26 protein-coding genes are annotated in these 24,710 nt (G+C 57.7%); 15 read left to right on the forward strand and 11 right to left on the reverse strand.

Annotated features, from left to right (window positions below; all coding sequences use genetic code 11):
• Positions 1-41 precede the first annotated feature (41 nt).
• Positions 42-635: an RNA 2',3'-cyclic phosphodiesterase gene (gene thpR / locus CFBP5473_RS02005; protein ID WP_027673639.1), complete on the forward strand. Its 594-nt coding sequence runs from the start codon at positions 42-44 to the stop codon at positions 633-635.
• Here thpR and CFBP5473_RS02010 read toward each other — a convergent pair.
• Positions 569-1,048, reverse strand: coding sequence for a low molecular weight protein-tyrosine-phosphatase (locus CFBP5473_RS02010; protein WP_084631422.1), 480 nt, complete (start codon positions 1,046-1,048; stop codon positions 569-571). The genes thpR and CFBP5473_RS02010 overlap by 67 nt on opposite strands.
• Before the next feature lie 28 nt (positions 1,049-1,076).
• On the opposite strand from CFBP5473_RS02010, the gene CFBP5473_RS02015 reads away from it, so the two are divergent.
• The 7 genes from CFBP5473_RS02015 (at position 1,077) to CFBP5473_RS02045 (ending at position 6,942) form a co-directional block, all read left to right on the forward strand.
• Entirely contained in the window at positions 1,077-1,382 is a 306-nt protein-coding gene (locus CFBP5473_RS02015; RefSeq protein ID WP_027673641.1) for a 4a-hydroxytetrahydrobiopterin dehydratase, read from the forward strand.
• Between the two features lie 51 nt (positions 1,383-1,433).
• On the forward strand, positions 1,434-1,811 hold the full coding sequence (locus CFBP5473_RS02020; RefSeq protein ID WP_027673642.1) for a YkvA family protein: 378 nt from the start codon (positions 1,434-1,436) through the stop codon (positions 1,809-1,811).
• A gap of 270 nt (positions 1,812-2,081) precedes the next feature.
• Complete coding sequence (locus tag CFBP5473_RS02025) at positions 2,082-2,585, forward strand: invasion associated locus B family protein (RefSeq protein WP_027673643.1); 504 nt, start codon at positions 2,082-2,084, stop codon at positions 2,583-2,585.
• 269 nt (positions 2,586-2,854) lie between these two features.
• Positions 2,855-4,027, forward strand: coding sequence for a dual-specificity RNA methyltransferase RlmN (rlmN, locus tag CFBP5473_RS02030; protein WP_106389321.1), 1,173 nt, complete (start codon positions 2,855-2,857; stop codon positions 4,025-4,027).
• 103 nt (positions 4,028-4,130) lie between these two features.
• Positions 4,131-5,084 (forward strand): ABC transporter substrate-binding protein, encoded by a 954-nt coding sequence (locus tag CFBP5473_RS02035; protein ID WP_027673645.1) that lies wholly within the window; start codon positions 4,131-4,133, stop codon positions 5,082-5,084.
• Between the two features lie 185 nt (positions 5,085-5,269).
• Positions 5,270-6,151, forward strand: coding sequence for an ABC transporter permease (locus tag CFBP5473_RS02040; RefSeq protein ID WP_027673646.1), 882 nt, complete (start codon positions 5,270-5,272; stop codon positions 6,149-6,151).
• Positions 6,148-6,942: an ABC transporter ATP-binding protein gene (locus CFBP5473_RS02045; RefSeq protein WP_027673647.1), complete on the forward strand. Its 795-nt coding sequence runs from the start codon at positions 6,148-6,150 to the stop codon at positions 6,940-6,942. The genes CFBP5473_RS02040 and CFBP5473_RS02045 overlap by 4 nt, the downstream gene beginning before the upstream one ends.
• A 29-nt stretch (positions 6,943-6,971) precedes the next feature.
• On the opposite strand, the gene CFBP5473_RS02050 is transcribed toward CFBP5473_RS02045, so the two are convergent.
• Positions 6,972-7,619 carry a LysE family translocator gene (locus CFBP5473_RS02050; RefSeq protein WP_027673648.1) on the reverse strand — a complete coding sequence of 216 codons (648 nt, stop codon included), beginning with the start codon at positions 7,617-7,619 and terminating at the stop codon, positions 6,972-6,974.
• Between the two features lie 90 nt (positions 7,620-7,709).
• Positions 7,710-8,564, reverse strand: coding sequence for an SDR family NAD(P)-dependent oxidoreductase (locus tag CFBP5473_RS02055; RefSeq protein WP_027673649.1), 855 nt, complete (start codon positions 8,562-8,564; stop codon positions 7,710-7,712).
• A 241-nt stretch (positions 8,565-8,805) separates the two neighbouring features.
• Here CFBP5473_RS02055 and CFBP5473_RS02060 point away from each other — a divergent pair, with 241 nt between their 5' ends.
• A complete protein-coding gene (locus CFBP5473_RS02060; RefSeq protein WP_027673650.1) occupies positions 8,806-10,029 on the forward strand; it encodes an argininosuccinate synthase in 1,224 nt (407 codons plus the stop codon).
• A gap of 45 nt (positions 10,030-10,074) precedes the next feature.
• On the opposite strand, the gene CFBP5473_RS02065 is transcribed toward CFBP5473_RS02060, so the two are convergent.
• Both CFBP5473_RS02065 and CFBP5473_RS02070 read right to left on the reverse strand, forming a co-directional pair.
• Entirely contained in the window at positions 10,075-11,253 is a 1,179-nt protein-coding gene (locus CFBP5473_RS02065) for a multidrug effflux MFS transporter (protein ID WP_037170660.1), read from the reverse strand.
• 35 nt (positions 11,254-11,288) lie between these two features.
• Positions 11,289-11,756: a MarR family winged helix-turn-helix transcriptional regulator gene (locus CFBP5473_RS02070; protein WP_027673652.1), complete on the reverse strand. Its 468-nt coding sequence runs from the start codon at positions 11,754-11,756 to the stop codon at positions 11,289-11,291.
• A 221-nt stretch (positions 11,757-11,977) separates the two neighbouring features.
• Here CFBP5473_RS02070 and CFBP5473_RS02075 point away from each other — a divergent pair, with 221 nt between their 5' ends.
• The 4 genes from CFBP5473_RS02075 (at position 11,978) to ppa (ending at position 17,487) form a co-directional block, all read left to right on the forward strand.
• Positions 11,978-14,044, forward strand: a complete 2,067-nt coding sequence (locus CFBP5473_RS02075; protein WP_027673653.1) for a M3 family metallopeptidase — start codon at positions 11,978-11,980, stop codon at positions 14,042-14,044.
• 232 nt (positions 14,045-14,276) lie between these two features.
• Positions 14,277-16,097, forward strand: coding sequence for a translational GTPase TypA (gene typA, locus CFBP5473_RS02080; protein ID WP_027673654.1), 1,821 nt, complete (start codon positions 14,277-14,279; stop codon positions 16,095-16,097).
• 200 nt (positions 16,098-16,297) lie between these two features.
• Positions 16,298-16,804: a GNAT family N-acetyltransferase gene (locus CFBP5473_RS02085; RefSeq protein ID WP_027673655.1), complete on the forward strand. Its 507-nt coding sequence runs from the start codon at positions 16,298-16,300 to the stop codon at positions 16,802-16,804.
• 149 nt (positions 16,805-16,953) lie between these two features.
• Positions 16,954-17,487, forward strand: a complete 534-nt coding sequence (gene ppa / locus CFBP5473_RS02090; RefSeq protein WP_027673656.1) for an inorganic diphosphatase — start codon at positions 16,954-16,956, stop codon at positions 17,485-17,487.
• A 62-nt stretch (positions 17,488-17,549) separates the two neighbouring features.
• On the opposite strand, the gene CFBP5473_RS02095 is transcribed toward ppa, so the two are convergent.
• Positions 17,550-17,870 (reverse strand): DUF167 domain-containing protein, encoded by a 321-nt coding sequence (locus CFBP5473_RS02095; protein WP_027673657.1) that lies wholly within the window; start codon positions 17,868-17,870, stop codon positions 17,550-17,552.
• On the reverse strand, positions 17,867-18,157 hold the full coding sequence (locus tag CFBP5473_RS02100; protein WP_027673658.1) for a YggT family protein: 291 nt from the start codon (positions 18,155-18,157) through the stop codon (positions 17,867-17,869). Before CFBP5473_RS02100 ends, CFBP5473_RS02095 begins: the two co-directional genes overlap by 4 nt.
• A 364-nt stretch (positions 18,158-18,521) precedes the next feature.
• On the opposite strand from CFBP5473_RS02100, the gene CFBP5473_RS02105 reads away from it, so the two are divergent.
• A complete protein-coding gene (locus CFBP5473_RS02105) occupies positions 18,522-18,950 on the forward strand; it encodes a FliM/FliN family flagellar motor switch protein (RefSeq protein ID WP_051441135.1) in 429 nt (142 codons plus the stop codon).
• 109 nt (positions 18,951-19,059) lie between these two features.
• A complete protein-coding gene (locus tag CFBP5473_RS02110) occupies positions 19,060-20,298 on the forward strand; it encodes an MFS transporter (RefSeq protein ID WP_027673660.1) in 1,239 nt (412 codons plus the stop codon).
• A 13-nt stretch (positions 20,299-20,311) separates the two neighbouring features.
• On the opposite strand, the gene CFBP5473_RS02115 is transcribed toward CFBP5473_RS02110, so the two are convergent.
• The 4 genes from CFBP5473_RS02115 to CFBP5473_RS02130 are packed head-to-tail and all read right to left on the reverse strand — an operon-like array spanning position 20,312 to position 24,584.
• Positions 20,312-21,046 (reverse strand): glutamine amidotransferase, encoded by a 735-nt coding sequence (locus CFBP5473_RS02115; RefSeq protein WP_027673661.1) that lies wholly within the window; start codon positions 21,044-21,046, stop codon positions 20,312-20,314.
• Positions 21,036-21,527 (reverse strand): tellurite resistance TerB family protein, encoded by a 492-nt coding sequence (locus tag CFBP5473_RS02120; protein ID WP_027673662.1) that lies wholly within the window; start codon positions 21,525-21,527, stop codon positions 21,036-21,038. Before CFBP5473_RS02120 ends, CFBP5473_RS02115 begins: the two co-directional genes overlap by 11 nt.
• An 18-nt stretch (positions 21,528-21,545) precedes the next feature.
• Positions 21,546-23,147: a heme biosynthesis protein HemY gene (locus CFBP5473_RS02125; RefSeq protein ID WP_027673663.1), complete on the reverse strand. Its 1,602-nt coding sequence runs from the start codon at positions 23,145-23,147 to the stop codon at positions 21,546-21,548.
• 3 nt (positions 23,148-23,150) lie between these two features.
• A complete protein-coding gene (locus CFBP5473_RS02130; RefSeq protein WP_027673664.1) occupies positions 23,151-24,584 on the reverse strand; it encodes a COG4223 family protein in 1,434 nt (477 codons plus the stop codon).
• Positions 24,585-24,710: the final 126 nt, after the last annotated feature.

The raw sequence follows: 24,710 nt of genomic DNA on the forward strand, positions 1-24,710 counted from the left end.
TTCGCTATCCTTGTTCTGCCAAGAGATTCGGGGAGCTCGCCATGCCGAGACTGTTTACCGCCCTCGAAATTCCGCGCAATGCGGCGATGAGCCTTTCATTGTTGCGCGGTGGTCTGCCGGGAGCCCGGTGGATTGACGTGGAGAATTATCACATCACCCTCAGATTTATCGGAGACATCGACGGGCGTACCGCCGATGAAGTGGTCTATCGTCTCGATCAGATCGATCGCGAGGAATTCCAGATCAATCTGACGGGTGTGGGATCGTTCGGTTCGAAGAAACCCCACTCCATCTGGGCCGGTGTCTCTCCATCACCGGAAATGACGGCCCTTCAAGGCGAAATCGAGCGTATCTGCCAGCGACTTGGGCTTCCGCCGGATCCCCGCAAATTCACGCCGCATGTAACGCTCGCGCGGCTGAGAAATGCACGGCTGGATGATGTGGTACACTATCTTTCCGGTCGAGGAGACTTCCGTACGTCGCCCTTCAATGTCGGGCGCTTCGTGCTGATGTCCTCCAAGGAATCGGTGGGCGGCGGGCCTTACATCGTTGAGGAAGCCTTCCCGCTTCACGAGGCGCGCTCTGCCAGCATCTTCTCCAGCAAGGAACTACACCCGGCAAAAAGCATGTTGTAGACGGTGACGAAACCGTCCTCACCGCCATAATAGGGATCGGGCACGCTAACGCGCTGGCCGAGCGTATAGCTGCCGAAGAGATGCAGCCTGTTTCGAAACTCTGCGGGGCAGGCAGCTTTCAATCGCGCCAGATTGTCCTCGTCCATGGCGAGGATGAGGTCGAAGTTTTCGAAATCATCGGCGCTGATCTGCCGGGCCGATTGCTGGGAAATGTCGATGTCGTGCTGATGCGCAATCGCAGTCGAGCGCTCATCGGGCGGATTGCCTGCGTGCCATCCTCCGGTTCCGGCGGAATCGATTGTCAGTTCGTTTTCCACGCCATTGGTTTTGGCAAGGTGCGACAATATTCCCTCTGCCAAAGGCGAGCGGCAGATATTTCCCATGCAAACAAAAAGGACCGATGTGCGTTTCATAATCTGAATTCGTAAAGGAGGCTGGACCATGACATATGCGAAACTGGAAGCGGATGCCATCCGCAACGAACTTGAGAAGTTGGATGGCTGGTCTTTGCGCGAGGACGGCGTTGCCATCGTGAAGGCATTCAAGTTCGCAAATTTTGCCGAGGCCTTCGGCTTTATGACCGAATCGGCGCTGGCGGCAGAGAAGCTCAACCATCATCCAGAATGGTCGAATGTCTATTCGCGGGTGAAAGTCTGCCTTACCACGCATGATTCTCAAGGCGTGACGGAGCGTGATATTCTTCTTGCGACGGCGATGGAGAAGGCGGCTGCGGGGCGAAGCGATTGAACGGCGTTTGGGTGAGCCTATATTATGGCTATGACCAAAGGACCAACGACCATGGATGACGTGAAGATCGGTGAAATCCTGCTGCCCGGCGAACCGGACAAGCAGGAAGAGCGCGAAAAGACCGTTCGAGCCAAGTTCTGGCCCAAGCTCAAGCGTGTCGTCAGCAAAGTGCCTTTCGCACGCGATGCGGCGGCGGCCTATTACTGTGCTATCGACCCCGGCACGCCGTTTCGTGCCAAGGGTATTCTGTTTGCCGCACTCGGTTATTTCATCATGCCGATGGATGTCGTGCCTGACGTCTTTGCAGTGATCGGCTTTACCGATGACATTGCCGTGTTGACGGCGGCACTTGCGATGATCCGCGCCCATATCAAAATGGAACATTACGATGCTGCGGACGCGGCGCTGGAAAGACTGAAGACCGAGTAACGGCCCTGTGATGGGTCGTTTCGGAGCGTTCCAAATACTGACAAATTCTTGCCTGAATTCTTGTGTCATACCTTCGATGCACGCGCTTCGAAGCGCTGCTTTCATGAAGGTGCTGGGAAACTACACCGATCCATTTATCGACTTTTAATGTCGGCGTTGACGGTTTGGTAACCGTCTTTGGCCAATATCAAAGATGACGGACTTCACCTAGCACCGGCCCGGCCAAAGCCGTTCGGCCAACTGCAAGACAATAACCCGGCAGGAAATTCAATGTTTGTAAGAAGTGTAGCAACCGCAGCCGCCATTCTGCTGACCAGCGTCAGCATCGCCTCTGCACAGTCGCCCACGCGCATCCAGCAGTTCAATGCTTGGGGTGCCTATTCGTACAAGTCGGGTAAAAGCACCGTTTGCTATGTTCTTTCCATTCCAACCGCGAAGGAGCCAGCGAGCGTCGATCACGGCGATATCTTCTTCATCGTTTCCCAGCGCCCTGGCCAGAACATTTCCTATGAGCCTCAGGCCATGGTCGGCTACGCGCTCAAGGAAGGCTCCAAGGTCAACGTGACGATCGATACGAAGAACTTCGTCATGTTCACCAAGGACAAGGCTGCCTGGGTCGAAAACGCTGCTGAAGAGCCTGCGCTTGTGGCTGCGATGAAGACGGGCAAGTCGATGACCGTGAAGGCGACGTCCAGCCGCGGTACGGCAACGTCCTATTCCTATTCGCTTTCCGGCATCTCGGCTGCGCTGAAGCAGATCGAAAGCTGCAAGTAACATATCGCGATATGCGTTATTGGAATGGCCGGTCTTCACGACCGGCCATTTGCGTTTTGGCGGCATTAATGGTAGATGCGCGCCCAACAAAGACAGGTGAACACGCGGAAAAGCGTTTCGCCTTTGATTTTCTCGACATGCAGACGACCTTCCGCCGTTTCGACAGGCCGGTTCTTCGTTGCATTGGATGATGGGATAGGACGATGTCCGCACTGGAAACGACAGCAGGCCTTAGCATTAAAGCTCCACTGGTTGCCAATGACGACCTGATGTCGGGCAAGCCATCGCTGATCGGTATAACCCGCGAAGAGATGGCGGATGCGCTGATGGAGATCGGCGTGACGCAGAAGCAGGTCAAGATGCGCGTCAGCCAGTTGTGGAACTGGCTCTATGTGCGCGGCGTCTCCGATTTCGACCACATGACCAATGTGGCCAAGGAACTGCGCGAGAAGCTGAAAGCAAAATTCACCATCGCGCGTCCTGAAATCGTTGAGGAACAGGTTTCCAACGATGGCACCCGCAAGTGGCTGATGCGTTTTCCACCACGCGGTGCTGGTCGCCCCGTCGAGATCGAAACCGTCTACATTCCCGAAGAGGGTCGCGGCACGCTGTGTATTTCGAGCCAGGTCGGCTGCTCGCTCACCTGCTCGTTCTGTCATACCGGCACGCAACGTCTGGTGCGCAACCTGACGGCTGAGGAAATTCTGGCGCAGCTTCTCGTGGCGCGTGACCGTCTGGGTGATTTCCCGGATCGTGAAGCCCCGCAGGGTACGATCATGCCTGCCGAAGGCCGCAAGGTCTCCAACATCGTGATGATGGGCATGGGCGAGCCGCTTTATAATTTCGAACATGTGAAGACGGCGCTTTTGATTGCGACCGATGGCGATGGCCTGTCGCTTTCCAAGCGCCGCGTGACGCTCTCCACCTCCGGTGTCGTGCCGGAAATTTTCCGCACGGGTGATGAGATTGGCGTGATGCTGGCGATTTCGCTGCATGCGGTTCGCGATGAGCTGCGTGACATGCTGGTGCCGATTAATAAAAAATATCCGCTGAACGAGCTGATCGACGCCTGCCGCAACTATCCCGGCCTGTCGAATGCGCGCCGCATTACATTCGAATATGTGATGCTGAAGGACGTGAATGACAGTCTGGAAGATGCCAAGATGCTAACGCAGCTTCTGAAGGGCGTGCCTGCCAAGATCAATCTCATTCCGTTCAACCCGTGGCCGGGCACGAATTATCAGTGTTCCGACTGGGCGCAGATCGAGAAGTTCGCCGATTTCATCAACCAGGCGGGCTATGCCTCCCCGATCAGAACGCCGCGTGGGCGCGATATTCTGGCGGCCTGTGGTCAGTTGAAGTCAGAATCCGAGCGTATGCGCAAGACCGAACGTCTGGCTTTCGAAGCCATGATGATCGCCAATCACGGTGCCGACGACTAAATAGTAGAAGAATTGATCATTCCGATCAGTCTTGCGCGATTGATTTCGCTTTAACCGTTTCTTAAAGAGAACCGGAAAGTGAACTCAATCGGAGGAATACCCTATGCGCGCACTCGTTTTGGCGCTTGCCGCCGCCACGGCTCTTGCCCTTCCCGCAAAGGCGGAAAACGTGACTGTTGCCGTCACCGCAATCGTTGAGCATCCGGCACTCGATGCCGCACGCGATGGCGTGAAGGCTGCACTTGCAGAAGCTGGCTACAAGGAAGGCGAAAACCTGAAGTTCGTCTACCAGTCCGCACAGGGTAACCCCGGCACGGCAGCGCAGATTGCGCGCCAGTTCGTCGGCGATGCGCCGAACGTCATCGTGCCCATCTCCACTCCATCCGCGCAGGCCGTCGTCGCGGCCACGCGCGACATTCCGGTCGTCTTCACCGCCGTTTCCGATCCTGTCGGCGCGCAGCTGATCAAGTCCATGGAAAAGCCCGGCCGCAACGTCACCGGTCTTTCCGATGCGCTGCCGGTGAACGAGCATCTGGCGCTGATCAAGGAAATCGCGCCGAACGCGAAGACCGTTGGCTATATCTACAATTCTGCTGAAGCCAACTCCGTCTCCACGCTTGAGCTTCTGAAGGCGGAAGCGGAGAAGGCCGGTCTTAAGGTCGTGGAATCCGTTGCTACCAAGTCTGCCGAAGTGCAGGGCGCAACGCGCGCACTGGTCGGTAAGGCCGATGTGATCTACGTACCGACCGATAACACCATCGTCTCCGCTTTCGAAGCCGCTGCCGGTGTTGCCACTGAGGCGAAAATTCCGCTCTTTGCAGCGGACACGGATTCCGTCGCTCGTGGCGCCATCGCCGCTCTTGGCTTCAACTACTTCGACGTTGGCAAGCAGACGGGTGCAGTCGTCGTTCGCATTCTCAAGGGTGAAAAGCCCGGCGATATTCCTGCCACCGTTGCCGTCGGCACCGATCTCGTTCTCAACAAGAAGGCTGCCGAAAAGGTTGGCGTGACTTTCCCTGAGGCCGTGACGAAGCGTGCGACGAAGGTGATCGATTAAGCGCCAACTTCGCCGTCATCCTCAGGCTTGACCCGAGGATCCAATCACGTTGAGAATTTTGACAGGTTGCAGATGCTCGGGACAAGCCCGAGCATGACGGCAAGAAGTGGTGCTTCGAATGACGGTCTAGCGACCGTAAAATAATCGCCCGCAAATGGCGGGCGAAAAACCAAGGACTTTCTGTTGTGAGCCAAATCGCCTTCTGGGGTGCCGTCGAACTGGGGCTGGTGTTTGCCTTTGTCGCTATCGGCGTTTATCTCGCTTTCCGCGTGCTCGATTTTCCCGATCTGACCGTGGACGGTTCCTTTCCGCTCGGCGCTGCCGTGGCTGCGGTGCTGATCATTGCGGGGCTTAACCCGTGGCTCGCGACGGGCGTGGCGATGATTGCCGGTGCCGGTGCCGGTATTGTTACGGCCATGCTGAATGTCCGCTTCAAGATACTCAATCTTCTGGCCTCGATCCTCACCATGATTGCGCTGTTTTCGGTGAACCTGCGCGTCATGGGCAAGCCGAATGTCGCGCTGCTCAATCAGGAAACGGTCATTGAGCCATTTTACGGGCTTGGTCTCTCGGACTATCTGGTGCGCCCGCTGTTCGTCGGCATTCTGTTGCTGGCCGCCGTCATCCTTGTCTGGCGCTTTCTGGAAAGCGACGCGGGCCTTGCAATGCGCGCAACCGGTGCAAACGCCCGCATGTCGCGCGCGCAAGGAATCAAGACGGGTAATCAGATCTATCTCGGCATGGCAATTTCCAATGCGCTGGTGGCGCTCGGTGGCGCGCTGTTTGCCCAGACGAACGGCTTTGCCGATGTGACCTCGGGTGTCGGCACCATCGTCGTCGGCCTCGCTGCCGTTATCATCGGTGAAACGCTGTTCGGTTCGCGTGGCATCCTGATTGCGCTGATCGGCTGCGTCTTCGGCTCAATTGCCTATCGTCTAGCGATCCAGCTCGCGCTTTCCAGCGATTCTCTGGGCCTGAAGGCTTCCGACCTTAATTTCGTTACCGCCGTGCTGGTGGCCGTTGCGCTCATTCTGCCGCGCCTGCGCCGTGGAGGAGCCGCATCATGATTTCGCTTTCCGATATTCAGGTCGTCTTCGGCAAGGGGACACCCCTGCAAAAGCAGGCGCTGTCCAAAATCAATCTCACCATCGAGAACGGTTCCTTCGTCACCGTCATCGGCTCCAACGGCGCCGGTAAATCGACCCTGCTCGGTGTGCTGGCAGGTGACGTGCTGCCATCTGCTGGCAAGGTGACGATTAGCGGCGTGGACGTCACCCGCAAGCCGACGGCCAGCCGTGCTGGTCAGGTGGCGCGCGTGTTTCAGGACCCGCTTGCTGGAAGCTGCGGCGCGTTGACCATCGAAGAAAATCTCGCGCTGGCTGCCGCGCGCGGAAAAATCCGTGGGCTGATGCCCGCGCTCGGTGGCGGTCGTCGTGAGTTCTTCAAGGAACGTATCGCATCGCTTGGCCTTGGCCTCGAAAACCGCCTGAAGGACCGCATGGACCTTCTCTCCGGCGGTCAGCGACAGGCTGTTTCCCTCGTCATGGCGACACTTGCGGGATCGGATGTCCTGCTGCTGGATGAACACACGGCAGCGCTCGATCCGGGCATGGCCGAATTCGTGATGGAATTGACCCGCAAGGTGGTCGAGGAGCGCAAGCTGACGACGCTGATGGTTACCCACTCCATGCGTCAGGCGCTGGATTACGGCGACCGTACAATCATGCTTCATGCCGGTGAAATCGTGCTCGATGTGTCAGGTGAGAGCCGCAAGGGTCTTCAGGTGGAAGATCTGATCGAGATGTTTCGCAAGATACGCGGACAGAAGCTCGATGATGACGAGTTGCTGATTGGATAGAAAAAGGCGCTGGGGAGGCGCCTTTTTTATTACTTCGCCTGCGTCAGGAAGATTTTCACTGCAAAGAGCGAGAAGACGCCGGCAATCGTGTAATCCAGTCCGCGCAGGACTTTGCGATTGCGTTGCAGCCAGCCGGACAGCGAGTCGGCGGCAACCACGATGCCGATGCCGATGGGCAGGGCGACGACGATGGACCAGAGGCCAAGGAAAATCAGCTTGCCGGTAACGTGTGGGTCGGTCGCGCTGACGAATTGCGGCAGGAAGGTCATGAAGAAGATGATGATCTTGGGGTTCAGCAGGTTGACCCACAGCCCGTTGAGCAATGCTGAGGTGAGCGAAACTTCGGTCTTCAACTCCTTCGGACGCTCCATGACGAAGTTGGAGCCATGGCGTATGGCCTGTATCGCGAGCCATACGAGATAGGCCGCGCCACCGGTTTTCAACACGAGAAAGGCGGTGGGAGAGGCAACGATGAGCGCTGCCACACCAAAAGCAACAAGCAGCGTGTGAACGGTGATACCGAGGTTGCTGCCCACAAGGGTAACGAAGCCTGATTTCCTGCCTTCCCGAAGAGAACGACTGATCCATAGCGTCATATCCGGGCCGGGCGTGACGGCCAGCAACAAGATGGCGACGGTGAAGGCAATGAGAGTTGGCAGGCTCGGTATGAAATCCACGGCGGCACCATTATCAAGGGTTCAAGTGCCTACTCATAACGCCGTTTCGAGAGCCTGCCAATTCCTCTTCACTCAAGATTATCCCGCAGGTCAGACCTTCAGAAACGAGCGGAAATCATCGGCATAATCGTCATGCCAGCGTGAGAGCGGCGGGCGGTTCTGGACGATGTCGTTTGCGGCCCAGAGGATGCGCTTCTCGTCCAGCTGGCGGTCCACTTCGCCGTCAGGGCAGAGAATATAGAAATCGCCTTTGCCGATGCTTTCGACCATGAAATCCACGGTCTGTTCCGGCGTCCATGCGCCAGATGGTTTTTCGGTGCGGCCATTGGCGGTGAGGCCGGTGAAGACGAAGCCCGGAATCAGTAGGTGTGCGGAGATATTGCCGTTCTGGATGTTGCGAAGCTCATGCTGGAGTGCCTCGGTGAATGCTTTCACGCCTGCCTTAGAGACGTTGTAGGCAGGGTCACCGGGTGGCGTGGTGATGCCCTGTTTCGAGCCGGTGTTGATGATGAGGCCCGGTTCGCCATGCGCGATCATGCCCATGCCGAAGACGCGGCTGCCATTGACCACGCCCATGAGATTGACGCCGAGAACCTTTTCCCAGTTGGGCTGCGGGCCGAAGATCGCGCTGCCGGGCTGGACGCCTGCATTGTTCATGAGAACATGCACGCGACCGAAACGCTGGATGACTGTTCTTTCGAGCGCTTCAAGCTCGTCGAGCTTGGAAACGTCAGTGGGGATTGAAACGATCTGGGCTTCGCCATCCTTGGCTTCTGCGGCGATTTCGGTCTGGGCGGCTCTCAGCTTCTCGCCGTCGAGATCGACCAGCGCGACGCTCATGCCGAGCTTTGCGAATTTCCGGGCGGCGGCCAGACCGATGCCGGAGGCGGCACCGGTTATGACGGCGACATTATCGGGGCTCAATGCGGGGTGAATAGTCGTCATTGGTTTCTCCTTTCCGCGACCGTTTCTCAAAACGGCAGCGACGTCCCATGGAACCATGCGCTTTCATACGCGCTCGAAACTTTAGCGTTTTTCAGCTTCCAAGTCACATGACAACGAAAGCGTTCCCTCCGCAGGCGCGTTTTCATTTCTCTTGCGTGAGCCGATAAACTCGCTAAAAGTGCCGAAATCTCAAGGAAAGGCGAGCGTTTTTGATCGCCGGCACGCAACATGGATTTCTCTGATGGCACTCCCGAAAGACGTTAAGAAAGTCGTTCTCGCCTATTCCGGCGGTCTCGATACCTCGATCATCCTGAAGTGGCTCCAGACCGAGCTGAACGCGGAAGTCGTGACCTTCACCGCCGATCTCGGTCAGGGTGAAGAGCTTGAGCCTGCGCGCAAGAAGGCGGAGATGCTCGGCATCAAGGAAATCTTCATCGAGGACGTGCGCGAAGAATTCGTTCGCGATTTCGTCTTCCCGATGTTCCGCGCCAATGCGGTCTATGAAGGCGTCTACCTGCTCGGCACGTCCATTGCCCGCCCGCTGATTTCCAAGCACCTGATCGAAATCGCAAAGAAGACCGGAGCGGATGCCATCGCTCACGGCGCGACCGGCAAGGGCAACGATCAGGTTCGCTTCGAGCTTTCTGCTTACGCCCTGAACCCGGATATCAAGATCATCGCGCCTTGGCGTGACTGGACTTTCAAGAGCCGTACCGATCTCCTGAACTTTGCCGAACAGCACCAGATTCCGGTTGCCAAGGACAAGAAGGGTGAAGCGCCGTTCTCCGTCGATGCCAACCTGCTGCACTCTTCTTCCGAGGGCAAGGTTCTGGAAGATCCTGCGCTGGAAGCGCCGGAATATGTGCATATGCGCACCATTTCCCCGGAAGCGGCGCCAGACAAGGCAACCGTGATCAAGGTCGGTTTCCGCAAGGGTGATGCCGTTTCCATCAATGGTGTCGAAATGTCGCCTGCGACGCTTCTCAAGACACTGAACGATTACGGTCGTGACAACGGCATCGGTCGTCTGGATCTGGTCGAAAACCGTTTCGTCGGCATGAAGAGCCGTGGTGTTTACGAAACCCCCGGCGGCACTATCCTGCTTGCGGCGCACCGCGCCATCGAGAGCATCACGCTCGACCGCGGTGCGGCGCACTTGAAGGACGAGATCATGCCGCGTTACGCCGAGCTGATCTATTACGGCTTCTGGTTCTCGCCGGAGCGCGAAATGCTGCAGGCGCTGATCGACAAGAGCCAGGAGCATGTGGAAGGCGAAGTGACGCTGAAGCTCTACAAGGGCAATGTCATGGTCACTGGCCGCGAAAGTGACAAGTCGCTTTATTCCGACAAGCTCGTTACGTTCGAAGACGATCAGGGCGCTTACGACCAGAAGGACGCGGCAGGCTTCATCAAGCTCAATGCGCTGCGCCTGCGCACGCTCGCCAAGCGCAATCTCGGTAAGTGATTTTCTTTGGAATAAGATGTTTAAGCCCCGCTTGTCGGGGCTTTTTCATGTCTGCCGTCGGGAAAGCGCGACGAGAATGAAGTAGCTGAGCACAGCAGCCAGTTCCATCCCAGGAATGACGATGCCGAAGCTCGTCAGCGGCGAGCCGATGATGGATGCAGCGACGCCACCTGCAAAACCTGCGCTCATCTGAATAAAGCCCATCATGGCAGATGCCGAGCCCGCGATATGTGGGAAGGGCGCCATGCCGATGGTGATGATGTAAGGCGTGATCAGAGCCAGCCCGAAGGTTGCCACGGCCACCGGACCCATGATCGACAGGAATGTCGGCGCGATAAAGTGGACGGAGACGAAGATCAGAACGGCCCCGGTCGCACACAGGAAAAGACCGAGCAGTGTGGCATGGCGCTCTCCGATCCGTTTGACGATCAATCGCAAGGCAATCGAACCGAGGAAGTAGAAGCCGGATTGCATTAGCATGCCCACGCCGAAGGCCGTCGGCGTGAGACCGACTTCGTTGATGAGGATGAAGGGCAGCATGGTGGATTGCGCAAAGAGCGCACCTACAGTTCCGGCAAGCACGAAGGCTGAGAGAAGAAATCGCAGCGACGACAGAAGCTCGCAATAGGCGCTGAGCAAGCGCGCTGGCAAAAGACGCGTCGGATCGGCAGTCGTGGTTTCGCGAAGCAGCAGGAAGATGGTCGTCAGGCTTGCAAGCCCGAAGCCCAGCATCAGCACGAACACCGATTGCCAGCCGAATGCGAGAAGCGACAGGCCGCCAATCGTCGGCCCTGCGGCTGGGCCTACGGCCAGCATGATGCCGATGAGGTTGAGAATTCCGGATGCCTGTGCGCCGGTAAACTGATCGCGAACCACAGCACGCGCGACCGTCACACCAACGGATGCCCCGATGCCCTGCACGAGCCGTGCTGCCAGCAGGATTTCGACATTCGGTGCAAAAGCGGCCAGCGCGCCGCCGATGAGATAGATCAGCAGGAAAAAGATGGTCGCCTTGCGGCGGCCAAAGCCATCGGAAACCGCGCCCGCCAGCAATTGCGCCATGGCAAAGCCGCCAAAGTACAGCGTGAGGCTCATCTTGATGGCGCTTTCGGTGGTCGCGAAGGCGCGGACGAGTTCCGGCATAGCGGGCGTGTAGATCGCCATGGAGATCGGACCGAGTGCGGTCAGCATTGCGCCCAGCATCGCCGTTCGCCTGACGGACATGGCAGGCTTGCGCATCTCCACGGCCTTGTCCGACATCACGCCTCTGGCTTGGTCTTGTCGAGCACTGCGGCTTGCAGGTTTTTTTGCACGACCGTCAGAAGATCATGGAAGCGCTCGAGATCGTCTTCAGTAAAGCCGCTCGTTGCCTGCTCGATCAGGCCATCGACCTCCCTGCGCACTGCCGCAAGCAAATCGGACGAGCTTTGCGTGAGATAGATGCATTTCGAGCGACGGTCGTCAGGGTTGGGGCGGCGCTCCACCAGATCAAGGGATTCCAGCTTGTCGAGATAGGTGCAGACGGTCATCGGCTCCAGCCCTATGCGGGCGGCGATATCCGCCTGCTTGCGGCCATCGATGGATGCGACTGTCAACAGGGCGCGGGCTTCACCGGGGGTCAATCCCAGACCCGCATTGGCAATACGACGCTCGAAGACGCTGTTGAGAAAACGGGCGCTGCTGTTCAGCAGAAATGCCAGCGGCTCTCTTTCGGGGTGATTGCTCATCAGGGAGATGCTCTTCGGGTCGCCTGTTCTAAGTGCTTCTTACTAAAATCCTTTGCAATTCGTGGCAAGTTTCTGGCTTTCGCGCAATCGTCTGGAAGAGAAATAGTTTTGCGGCATGTCGCATGGATGAACCGTAAGTCGGCTTCTTGGCTTTCGCATATTGAAACGTCGCGGCGGGCATGCCCATATGGCTCTTGAATCACATCTGCATGAGGACAGCCATGACATCGACAATCGCGCACTATTCCGCTCTGACAGACTGGAACGGGAAAAACGGCCTGCCGCGTTTCGAAGCGGTCAGGGATGAGGATTTTTCCGGTGCTTTCGATGCTGCTCTTGCTGCTCACGATGCAGAGATCGATGCTATTGCTGGCAACAGCGAGGCGCCGAGCTTTGCCAATACGGTCGTGGCGCTGGAAATCGCGGGCGATGAATTGTCGCGCGTTTCGGCGCTGTTCTGGAATAAGGCCGGTGCCCATACAAACCCGCAAATTCAGGCGCTGGAGCGTGAAATAGCCCCGAAAATGTCGCGGCATTATTCCCGTATCGGCATGAACGAAGCGCTGTTCAAGCGCATCGACACGCTTTGGGAGGCGCGACAGACGCTTGGTCTTTCCCATGAAGAACTGCGCGTTTTGGAGCGTCACTGGAAGGGCTTCGTCCGTGCGGGCGCCAAGCTGCCGAAGGAGAGCCAGGAACGCTTGGCGTCGATCAACGAGGAACTGGCAGGCTTCGGCGCGAAATTCGGACAGAACGTGCTTGCCGATGAAAAGAACTGGAAGCTGCTTTTGTCTCCCGAGGATGAGCTTGCCGGAATTCCCGGTTTTCTGCGCGATGCCATGGCAGGTGCGGCGAAAGAGCATGGCGAGGATGGCAAATTCGCGGTGACGCTGTCGCGTTCGATCATCGAACCTTTCCTGACATTCTCCGAGCATCGTGACCTGCGTGAGCAGGCTTTCAAGGCCTGGGTGGCCCGTGGCGAAAATGGTGGCGAGACCGATAACCGCGAGATCGTAAAGAAGACGCTGGCGCTACGCGAAGAGAAGGCCAAGCTTCTCGGCTACCAAAGCTTCGCCGCCTACAAGCTGGATGACACGATGGCGAAGATGCCGGATGCGGTGAACGGGCTTCTGGGTCAGGTTTGGGAAAAGGCCGTCGCCCGTGCGGGCGAGGAAGAGGCCGAGCTTGCTGCCGTCATTGCCGATGAAGGCAAGAACCATGATGTCATGCCGTGGGACTGGCGGCACTATGCCGAAAAGCTGCGTGCAAAGAAGTTCAATTTTTCCGAAGCCGAACTGAAGCCCTATCTTCAGCTGGAAAAGATCATCGAAGCCTGCTTCGACGTGGCGACGCGCCTCTTCGGCATCCACGCCGTCGAATTGAAGGGGGCTGCTGCTTACCACCCGGACGTTCGCACATTCGAAATTCGGGACGACAATGGTGATCTGAAAGCCATGTTCCTGGGCGATTATTTCGCCAGGCCTTCCAAGCGCTCCGGCGCGTGGATGAGTTCGTTCCAGTCGCAGCACAAGCTGCCGCTGAAGAATGGCGCGGTCGGCGAGTTGCCGATCATCTACAATGTCTGCAATTTCGCAAAACCAGCCGCAGGAAAACCTGCGCTGCTGTCGCTGGACGATGCGTGCACGTTGTTCCACGAATTCGGCCATGCGCTTCATGGCATGCTGTCCAATGTCACCTATCCGTCCGTCTCGGGCACGGGCGTTTCGCGCGATTTCGTGGAGCTCCCATCGCAGCTTTACGAACATTGGCTGACAGTGCCGGAAATCCTGGAGAAATACGCGCTTCACTACGAAACCGGTGAGCCGATGCCGAAGGCGCTGCTGGACAAGGTGCTGGCTGCTCAGACTTTCAATGCCGGTTTCAATACGGTGGAATTCACCTCCTCGGCTTTGGTCGATATGGCGTTCCACACGCGCGGAACGGTAGATGATCCGATGGCCGTTCAAAGCGAGGTTCTGGCGTCGTTGAACATGCCGAAATCCATCGTCATGCGCCATGCAACGCCGCACTTCCAGCACGTCTTCTCGGGCGACGGATATTCGGCGGGCTACTATTCCTATATGTGGTCGGAAGTGCTGGATGCGGATGCGTTCGAAGCGTTCGAGGAAACCGGCAATCCCTTCGATCCTGCAACGGCACGCAAGCTTCTCGATAATGTCTATTCCGTTGGCGGCTCGGTCGATCCGGAAGAGACATACAAGGCGTTCCGGGGCAAGATGCCGAGCCCGGATGCCATGTTGAAGAAACGCGGGCTGGTTGCCGCTTAAAACGGATTCAGAATAAGGACTCTCGTTTCAAGGCATCGGATTATCCGAAAACCGCTTCACACTTTTCGGTCCGATGCCGTAAAAACCTGTCACACAACTCTGATACGGCGATTTCGCAAGGGGCTTATGTCATAAGCCCCCCTTTCGCATTTGCAAAAAAAAGGTTATGAGCCCGCCAAACTAAATTGGCGCATCCCATACGATCAGCGCCCCAACCTCAGAGATTTATCATATGGCACTTCGCAACATCGCGATTATCGCGCACGTTGACCATGGCAAAACGACGCTCGTTGACGAGCTTCTGAAGCAGTCCGGTTCGTTCCGCGAAAACCAGCGCGTTGCAGAGCGCGTCATGGATTCGAACGACCTCGAAAAAGAACGCGGCATCACCATTCTCGCCAAAGCGACCTCGGTCGAGTGGAAGGGTGTTCGCATCAACATCGTCGACACCCCCGGCCACGCCGACTTCGGTGGTGAAGTCGAACGTATCCTGTCGATGGTGGATGGCGCGATCGTTCTGGTCGACTCGTCCGAAGGCCCGATGCCGCAGACCAAGTTCGTGGTTTCCAAGGCGCTCAAGGTCGGCCTCAAGCCAATCGTTGCGATCAACAAGATCGACCGTCCCGATGGCCGCCATGAGGAAGTCATCAACGAAGTGTTCGACCTCTTCGCGAACCTCGATGCAACCGACGAGCAGCTCGACTTCCCGATCCTTTACGGTTCCGGTCGCGATGGCTGGATGAACGTCAACCCGGAAGGCCCGAAGGACGAAGGTCTGGCGCCGCTGCTCGATCTGGTTCTCAAGCACGTTCCTGAGCCAACTGTCGAAGAAGGCCCGTTCCGTCTTATCGGTACCATTCTGGAAGCCAACAACTTCCTCGGTCGTATCATCACTGGTCGTATCGCTTCCGGCTCCATCAAGCCGAACCAGGCCGTCAAGGTTCTCGGTCAGGACGGCAAGACCATCGAAACCGGTCGTATTTCCAAGATCCTCGCTTTCCGCGGTATCGAGCGTACAGCAATCGAAGAAGCCCATGCGGGCGACATCGTGGCCATTGCCGGTCTCTCCAAGGGCACGGTTGCCGACACGTTCTGCGATCCTTCGGTCAACGAGCCGATGAAGGCACAGCCTATCGATCCGCCGACCGTCACCATGTCCTTCATCGTCAATGACAGCCCGCTGGCTGGCACCGAAGGCGACAAGGTTACATCGCGCGTCATTCGTGACCGCCTGTTCAAGGAAGCCGAAGGCAACGTTGCGCTGAAGATCGAAGAAGCCGAAGGCAAGGATTCGTTCTTCGTTTCCGGTCGCGGCGAATTGCAGCTGGCCGTTCTGATCGAAACCATGCGTCGTGAAGGCTTCGAGCTTGCCGTTTCGCGTCCGCGCGTCGTCATGCACAAGGACGAAAGCGGCCAGACGATGGAGCCGATCGAAGAAGTTGTCATCGACGTCGATGAAGAGCATTCCGGTGTCGTCGTTCAGAAGATGTCCGAGCGCAAGGCTGAAATGACCGAGCTTCGTCCTTCCGGTGGCAATCGCGTTCGCCTGAAGTTCCTCGCTCCGACCCGTGGTCTGATCGGTTACCAGTCCGAACTTCTGACCGACACGCGCGGCACGGCGATCATGAACCGCCTGTTCCACGACTACCAGCCTTACAAGGGCGCCATCGGCGGTCGCGTCAACGGTGTTCTCCTGTCCAACGGCATGGGCGAAGCGGTTGCTTACGCCATGTTCAACCTCGAAGATCGCGGCCCGATGATCATCGAGCCGGGCGAAAAGGTTTATGCCGGTATGATCATCGGCATTCACTCGCGCGACAACGATCTGGAAGTGAACGTGTTGAAGGGCAAGCAGCTCACCAACATCCGCGCTGCCGGTAAGGACGAAGCCGTCAAGCTGACGCCGCCGATCCGCATGACGCTTGACCGCGCTCTTTCCTGGATCCAGGACGATGAGCTGATGGAAGTCACGCCGAAGTCGATCCGTCTTCGCAAGATGTTCCTCGATGCGAACGACCGCAAGCGCTTCGAAAAGGCAAAGCTGGCCGTCTGACCCCGCCCAGTTAACCAAGTTTGAAAACCCGGCCTCCGTGCCGGGTTTTTTATTGTGGGTGCGAATCGCTGTCGCTTGTGCCGATGGTAAAAATTGCGTTAATCTTGTCCCCGTCGTCCACATGAATAGGCTGTGGGTAAGCTTCCTGCCGTTAACCTTTACGGCTGGTAAGTTTTCCGCGCCGGGGCCAGAATCGCGTTATGAAAACGTTATTCATCGATATTCGCCGCGCCGAGGCGAATGATGCCGCTGCCATTGCGCAGGTGCACAGGCTTTCCTGGGAGCAGGCCTATGCGGGCCTTATCCCGCACAAGCCGCTCTGGCAGATGCTGGATCGCCGCGGTGAGGACTGGTGGAGACGTGCCGCGAGAGGTTCCGCCACCATGCTGGTGGTGGAGGTTGCAAGCGTGGTTGCCGGTTATACGACGCTTGGCCTGAACCGTGCGCGCGGGCTGCCCTATGATGGTGAAGTCTACGAACTTTATCTGCGCCCGGAATATCAGGGCATCGGCCTTGGCTCGGTTCTCTTCAAGGAGGCGCGCCGTCTTTTGAAGTCGCTCGGCTGCAACGGCGTCGTCGCGTGGTGCCTTGAAGATAGCGATGTTGCCAATCGTTTCTTCCGCTCGCATGGCGGCAAGGATATCGCCGAAGGCATGGAAGATTTTGCAGACACGCAGTTGCGCAAGATCGGTTTTGCCTGGCGTTGAGCGGCAAAACACAATTCGGATATTCAAAGAGTTAGGGCGTCCGGCGCCCTTGACAGCATTTACGCCAATATGCGCCTCAAGTCGTGTTGCAATATAGCTGCTTTCCCAGTATCGAGAACCGATTTCAACTCACGGAATGAGGAAAGAGTATGCGTATTGATGCAATCTCCGTCGGCAAGAACCCGCCCGATGACGTCAATGTGATCGTTGAAGTGCCGGTCGGCGGTCATCCGATCAAGTACGAGATGGACAAGGATGCAGGCGCTCTGGTCGTAGACCGCTTCCTCTACACCCCAATGACCTATCCGGGTAACTACGGCTTCGTGCCGCACACCCTGTCGGACGATGGCGATCCAATCGACGTTCTGATCTGCAACACGCGCCCTCTGGTGCCAGGCTGCGTCATCAATGTTCGCCCAATCGGCGTGATGATCATGGAAGACGATGGCGGCAAGGACGAGAAGATCCTCGCGGTTCCGGTTCCCAAGCTGACGCGCCGTTACGACAAGGTCGTAAACTACACCGACCTGCCGGAAATCACGCTCAAGCAGATCGAGCACTTCTTCGAGCACTACAAGGATCTGGAGCCCGGCAAGTGGGTGAAGATGGGCGGCTGGCAGGATGTCGACGTTGCCAAGAAGCTGATCGTCGAAGCCATCGAGCGTTACAAGGCGCAGGGCTGATTTCTTAGCTGGCGCATCGGCGCAAAAATCGGAATCGATTTTTGTAAAGCACGATGCGCAGTTCAAAGACTAAGCAGCTTTTGCAGACTGATTATCAAGTCCTCCGGTTCGCCATCGAGCCGGAGGATTTTTTTGCGCGATGTCTCGCCGGAAATGAAGGTTATTGAGGATTTCGGTCGCTTCAGCGACTTGGAGAGCAGGGCGACGAGTGCCTTATTGGCCTTGCCGTTTTCGGGCACTGCCGTCACCCTTGCTTTCACAAAGGTCTGGCCATCGGCATCCTGTTCCAGCCCATCGATAGAATCGCGTCCGCCGGACGGTGTCAGACGAACGCTGAGGCGAAGATGGTCGCCGAATTGTTGCCAGGCTTCGCCTTGGCTCAAGCGACCATCGGATAGATGGTGTTCCACATCAGCGAGCGGATGAAGAAGATGATCAGCAGCAGGATGATGGGCGAAATGTCGATGCCGCCGAGGTTTGGCAAAATGCGGCGGATCGGGCGAAGAGCCGGTTCCGTGACATTATACAGGAAACTGCCAATCGCGTTCACGAACTGGTTGGACGAGTTGATGACATTGAACGCGTAAAGCCAGGAGAAGATAGCGCTGGCAATCAGCACCCAGGTATAAAGATTCAAGGCCAAATCGATGGTCTGAAACAGGGCAAGCATCAATGTCTCCATATCGTTGTGGGATGACATTTAGACATTACCACACTAACCGGCAAGTACCGGCCTTCTTGTGGCTCTCACTATTACATCTCACGGACGCTTTTTCACCTCACCCGCTTCGCTCTCATCCGCTTGCCTTCAAGGGGCGGTCCGTGTCTCAATGAGACAGATTACCTATGTCGTTTCATTCTCGAACAACCGGTGGGTGGAACAGGTGTTTCGAGTCGGGGCTCCTGTGGAAGTTAAGGAGACCTTAACCACCGCCGCAGTGTTTAATCAAATTCTAACCACTCCGCCCGGTGACGGGTTTAAAATGCAGTCCAAGCCGGAGAAACCGGACGATTCGATTTGCTGAGGTGTTTCCATGATGGATTCCAAAGACGATGCCCATGTGCCAGCGTGGCCCGCTTTCGGTGCTGCTTTCAGCCAGCCTTACAGCGTCTCCGTGGCGAAGGATGCATTGACGTCCAAATCGCGAGCCGTGCATGAGCATCTGGCCGATTGGAGCGAGCCTCACCGCTCGACAAGCCGGGCATTGATCGGCGTGCAGCGTGACAGTGGCAAAAGTTTCGATGAAATTCCGCTGACGATGGAAGTCGTCATCGGGCAGGCGCAGGTGCCGGTGTCCGCCCTCATGTCGCTCACGCCGGATCAGGTCATTCTGCTCAACAAGCGGTTTGGCGATCCGGTCGAGGTTCGTGTGAATGGTCAGACCATCGGCAGGGGAGAGATCGTTTCGGATCACCATGACAATATCATCGGTGTGAAGCTCATCGAGGTGATCCGCGCCTGAGAGTGCATCAGGTGTATGAGTAGATAGGAATATTGCCGAAGAAGGCTGGCAGTAAGGCGTCAACGGGTCTATGGGATAGCGGCCTGCCTCTATCCGAAAGACCAGCTCCATGTCCCTCATCTCAGCGGAGAACCGCTTCGGCGCGTTTAGCCATCCCGCTTACCGGCGATTTTTCTCCGCGCGCTTCTTCTCGGCTTTCGCGGTACAGATCGTCAGCGTCTCGGTCGGCTGGCAGATGTATGAGGTGACGGGAAACGCTTTCTATCTCGGGCTGATCGGCCTGTTCCAGTTTCTCCCGTCGCTGCTCCTCATTCTCGTTACCGGAACGGTTGCGGACCGGCATAATCGCCGCATGATCATGGCGCTTTGCCTGCTTGTCGCCTGTGCCTGTGCGGGGGCGTTGCTGGGGCTGACATTGGCGCATGCGTTCACGCCGTCGCTCGTCTTTCTCATTCTTATCGTGTTCGGCATAGAGCGCGCTTTCATGGGGCCAGCGGTGCAGTCGCTTGCGCCGAACCTTGTGCCGGAAAGCGATCTCCCCAATGCCATCGCCTGGAACTCTTCCTCCTGGCAACTCGCCTCCATTCTCGGACCTGTTGCCGGTGGTCTGCTCTATGGTGCAAGTCCGATCATCTCCTACTCGGTGGCGCTTTCCCTCTTTGCGCTGTCGGCCATTCTCGCTTTCATGATCAAGAAGCCGGAGCAGCGCACGCCGCCGCGGGCCGTGACGCTGGAAAGCATGCTTGCCGGTTTCCGCTTCATTTCTCATGAAAAAGTGGTGCTGGGTGCGATCTCGCTCGATCTCTTCGCTGTTCTTCTCGGCGGCGCGGTTGCGCTGATGCCGATCTTCGCCAAGGAGGTGCTGACGCTTGGACCCTGGGGGCTCGGCCTGCTTCGCGCGGCACCTGGCATCGGTGCGATAGCCGTTGCCATCTTTCTTGCCTTCAACCCCATCCGCCACCATGCGGGCATCATGATGTTTTCGGGGGTCGCCCTGTTCGGTGCAGCGACCGTCGTCTTCGGGCTTTCCGCCACGCCGTGGATTTCAATCGCAGCACTTGTGGTGATGGGAGCTGCGGATATGGTTTCGGTTTATGTTCGCGAGACGCTGATTGCGCTCTGGACGCCGGACGAGGTTCGCGGGCGGGTCAATGCGGTCAACATGGTCTTTGTCGGCGCCTCCAACGAATTGGGCGAATTCCGCGCAGGCAGCATGGCTTCTGTTTTCGGTGCGGTGCATTCGGTGGTCATCGGCGGCATAGGAACATTGATGGTAGCAGCCATCTGGGCGACACGCTTCCCGAAGTTGCGTAAAATCGACAATCTCGAAGCACCGGATCACATCTGATCTGTTATCTCGACTATCGAGCCTGATGTTGTGGTTCGAAGACCAGATCGAGAAAATGCGACAGCCAGTTTCTCAGCGCCGCATCGAACATCATGCGGCCTTCCAGATGCTGGCTTCCCACCTGCGCGTTGGGCATGCCGAAGCGCTCGGCCCCGCGCACGATCCAGCTCTGCATCATGGCTCTTGTCAGTTCCGCATGAAATTGCAGACCCCAGGCATTGTCGCCATAGCGGAACGCCTGGTTTGGATAGGTCTCTCCCGAGGCCAGCAGATGTGCGCCCCTTGGAAGATCGAAACCCTCCTTGTGGAAATGATAGACCATATGCGGCCAGTGCTTCATCAGAAGGCGGCCTTTCTCGGTCGTCTGAAGCGGGTACCAGCCGATTTCGACCTTGCCTTCCTTGTGCGCATGCACCTTGCCGCCCAGCTGTTTCGATAGCATCTGCGCGCCGAGGCAGATGCCGAGAAACGGCTTGTCCTCCTTCAGCGGAACTTTCAGCCAGTCTATCTCCCGCTTGATAAAAGCATCGGGATCGTTAGCACTCATAGGGCCGCCGAAAATGACGGCGCCATCATGCGATGCCAGCGTGTCGGGAAGCTCGTCTCCGAGCGCTGGTCGCCGGATATCGAGACTATAGCCCTTCTCCACCAGCATCTGCCCGACCCGACCGGGCGTGGAGCGTTCCTGATGGAGGACGATCAATATGCTTTTCTGCGTGCCCCTTTGACGGGACGGATCAAACAACATCTTTCTCGTTTTCGCTTTCACCGGCGATGGTCTTGTGACCTTCCGCCTGTTGCCGTTGCAGGACACGGTCCCGCACGGAGACGCCAAGCAGATCGGCAACGCGCCAGATCACATGGTCTTCCATCTCGTTGCGTTCGCCATCCGCATAGACGATATCCCAGAGAATGCCGATGAGTTCGATACGCTGATCTTCATCCAGATGGCGGCGAATATCGGTGGTGAAACGGTAGTAGTCCACCGCCTCCTTGCCCGCCTCTAGGCCCGCCTCCATCAACGCATCCAGCTTGCCGGAGCTTAAGCCGTAATGTTCCTGAAGAAGCTCACGCAGGCGCTGCCGCTCGACCTTAGAAACGGTTCCGTCAGCTTCCATCACCTGAAAACAGAGGGCTGCAATGGCAACGCGCAGATCGTCCGGCTGAAATTCCTTGGACGAGCTTCCATGCGCGAGGTTCTGGAAGAATGACTGGATACGTTCGAGCATGGCTCTCCTTGAAAGTTGTTAGAACAGTTTGAGGCGGGTCTTCTCGTCCGGTTCGCCTGCGGGTTTCTTCACGCCGGGATCGTCTGGCAGGCCGCCGAAAAATGGAACGGCTTCTTCCGATTTTTTCGGCTCGGCTTTGGCAGGCTCCGGCGCCTTTGCCGGTTCTGCCTTCACTGGCGTTTCTTTTTCTACGGCAGAAGTTGCTGGCGGTGGCGTCTGAGCTTTTACCGGGACAGGAATTTCGATGATCTTTTCACGGATTTCCGGCTTGGCGACCTCTGGCAATGATGCGAGTGCGTTGTCGACGCTGACGTCTTCCACCGGCCCTTCAAGCTGGCCGAATGGCACTTTCCATTCAAACGCGTCCAGACGACCCGAGACGGGTGAGACCGGAAGCCATTTTTCCGACACCACGCCGTCCGCCACCCAAGCCGGATCGCGCGGGGCGCGAAGGGCTTGCGACATCCAGTGGCGCACGCGGCCCTGATCGCCGCTCTCCGCCTCTTCTATATCAGCAAGCAGCAGGAAAACGCTTTCGCGCGGATCGATGCGGGCGGCGGCCTGCGCCTTGGCGCGTGCCTTGGCGAAATCCTGCGCGGCAAGCGCTGCCTGTGCGACGGCGAAGAGAGACTCGATGTTATTCGGCTTGAGGCTCTCAAGCCGCTCGGCGCGCTTTAGCCGGTCGATAGCCGTATCGCCGCTACGGGCGCGAACATAGGCTTGAGCGATCTGCGGGTGCGGGCCAGCCTTCCAGACGGGTTCGAGCACCGAAGCTGCCTTGCGCAGATTATCTTCACGCAGATAGGATTTTGCGGCGATAAGGGCTGCCGGAACCAGAGCCTTGGAGAGCTTGAGCGCTTGTAGGGCGTCATCGCGTGCGCCTTTGGGATCGCTCTCCAGCTTCTCTTCTGCCTTTGCCGTCAGCAGAACGGCTTTCAGACGCTCGGCTTCTCCGCGCTCGATAACGTGGGCTGCTTTCTGCTGATCGAGAAGACGGATCGCGTCATCCCACTCGCCATTGCGGCATTTGCTTTCAAGCGTCGCCTGCGCAGCCCACGGCAGGTAAGGCGCGTTCTTGGCCGCGTCCTCGGCATATTGCAGGGCCGCTTCATCCGCACCCTGTCGGCGTGCTTCGATGTAAAGACCGCGTAGACCAAGTTCCCGCGTTTCGGGATCGTTGGCCATCGCTTCGAACTTGCGTCGGGCCGCATCGTATTTGCCTTCGATGAGATCAGCCTGAGCCTCCAGAAGGTGGATGAGCGGTTCCTGATCCGCGCTGAGAAGACCCTGCGTGCGAGCCGTCATCTTGCGGGCCAGCGTCGCATTGCCTGCGCCTGCTGCGATAAGGCCGGTCGAAAGCGCCTGATAACCGCGATCCCGCTTGCGCGCGCGGAAATAACGACGGGCGGCATGCGGGGAATTCCACAAGGTGTTGAACATCCACCAAACGATCATGACGACGGCGACGAGCGCCGCCACCATGGAAGCGGCGACCATGAGGCTCATTTCGATCAACTGGCCCTGCCAGGTGATGGCGAGAACGCCGGGGCGGTCTGCAAGCCAGGAAAAACCGAAGCCGATGAGGAGGACGATGACGACGAAGCTAACAATTCTGGTCATGTCTTACCCCTGCTGGCCGGTGGTGGTGATGGCGCGGGTCAAGGTACTGTTGACCAGATTCTCCACCTGTATGCGCGCGTCCAGAGACTTCTTATAGTCAGCGGAGGCGGTCTTTGCGGGCTCTGGCAGGCCATCCCATTCCAAAGCGGCGCCCTTGAGGTCGCCATTGCGAAGCTTGTCTTCCATGCGGGCAATCTTCGCTTCTGCGCCTTCGCCCTCTACATTACCGACAGGGCGCACCTTGACCAGCGACATGGCGCTTTCGGCAAGGCGATCCACGATGCTCTGGTTGGGGTCGGACTGCCGAAGCGAATCCAGCATGGCGTTTGCCACATCCGGGAAGTTGCGGGTCAGTTCCGCGCGCGAGGGAACACCGGTATTGGCAAACGGGCGAAGGGACTGGATGGAGGGATCATCGGGCGTTACGCGTGACAGCGTATCGAGCTCGGTCAGGAACGGACCGCCGCGATCAATGGCGGCTTTCAGCCCTGCGGAAGCGATAGCGCGTGCAACTTCTATATCATCACGCGGCTCGTTGATCTTGGTCTCCGCGTCGGTGAGGCGGCGCGTCAATTCCGCCGTCTTCTCATCCTGTGCGGAGCGCTCGGATTGAAGAGCGGCAACCGTGCTTTCAAGCTGCGTCACTTTTCCGGAAAGATCGCCGCTGGAGGACGTGGAGCTTTCCAGCGTCGCGATGCGCTGCTCGAGCGCAGACGTATCGCCAGCTGCTTGCGGCGCGCTGGCTACCTGTTGCTGCAGATTGGCGACCTGCGATTTCAAAGCATTCAGTTCATCCGAAGAGCCGCCGCCGGATGAGAAGGGCGGCAGATATCCTGCATATTGCATGCTTCCGGCTGCAAGAAGCGCAATCAGGCCGCCAGCGGTGCCAGCGGCGATCAGACCGGAATTACCGGCGTTCTTCTTTTCATTGGACGTCGCACTGCTTGCGCTGGCGCTTGCGGAACTTCGCGCAGAAGACGGAGGTACCGAAGTTTGCGCCTTGGGCGGTTCGGTTTTGAGCGGATCGCTTTTTGGAATGTCGGTTTTCGGTGCAGCGCTCTTTAGCGGGTCAGCCGTATTCTCAGTGGAGGCAGGCTTTGGCGGAACGGTGGCGGAGAGCTTTTCAGGGCCGGATGATGCCGCTGCCGTTGCTGTGGGCTTAACGTCTTCCGTCGTGCTCACATTGGGTTCCGGTTCGATTGGTGGCTTGACCGGCTGGTCCCAGATCGGCTTCGGCGTCTCGTCCTTCTTCGCGGTGTCTTTGATCGGGTCAGCAGCTAAGTCCGGCTTTGCATCGACTGGAGAGGTTTTCGCGGGAGCATCGGCTGCCGTCGGCTCGCCTCCCTTGCTGACATCCGTCACGTCTTTGGCGTCCAGGTCTATCGTGACCGGCTCGGCTTTGGACTTGGAGTGGCGTGGCGGCTTTCCCGATACCATGACAACCTCATTCTGCCTTACATGTTGCTCGCGTCGCGGTGGCAACATACCTCTTGCCCTGCATAAGACATGGAGTGTCGCCACGAACTAAACCTAGTCAGTGATGGTGGCAAAGGAAAGAGGCGA

Origin of the sequence: Agrobacterium larrymoorei (genome assembly GCF_005145045.1) — a bacterium.
GTDB classification, from domain to species: Bacteria; Pseudomonadota; Alphaproteobacteria; order Rhizobiales; family Rhizobiaceae; genus Agrobacterium; species Agrobacterium larrymoorei.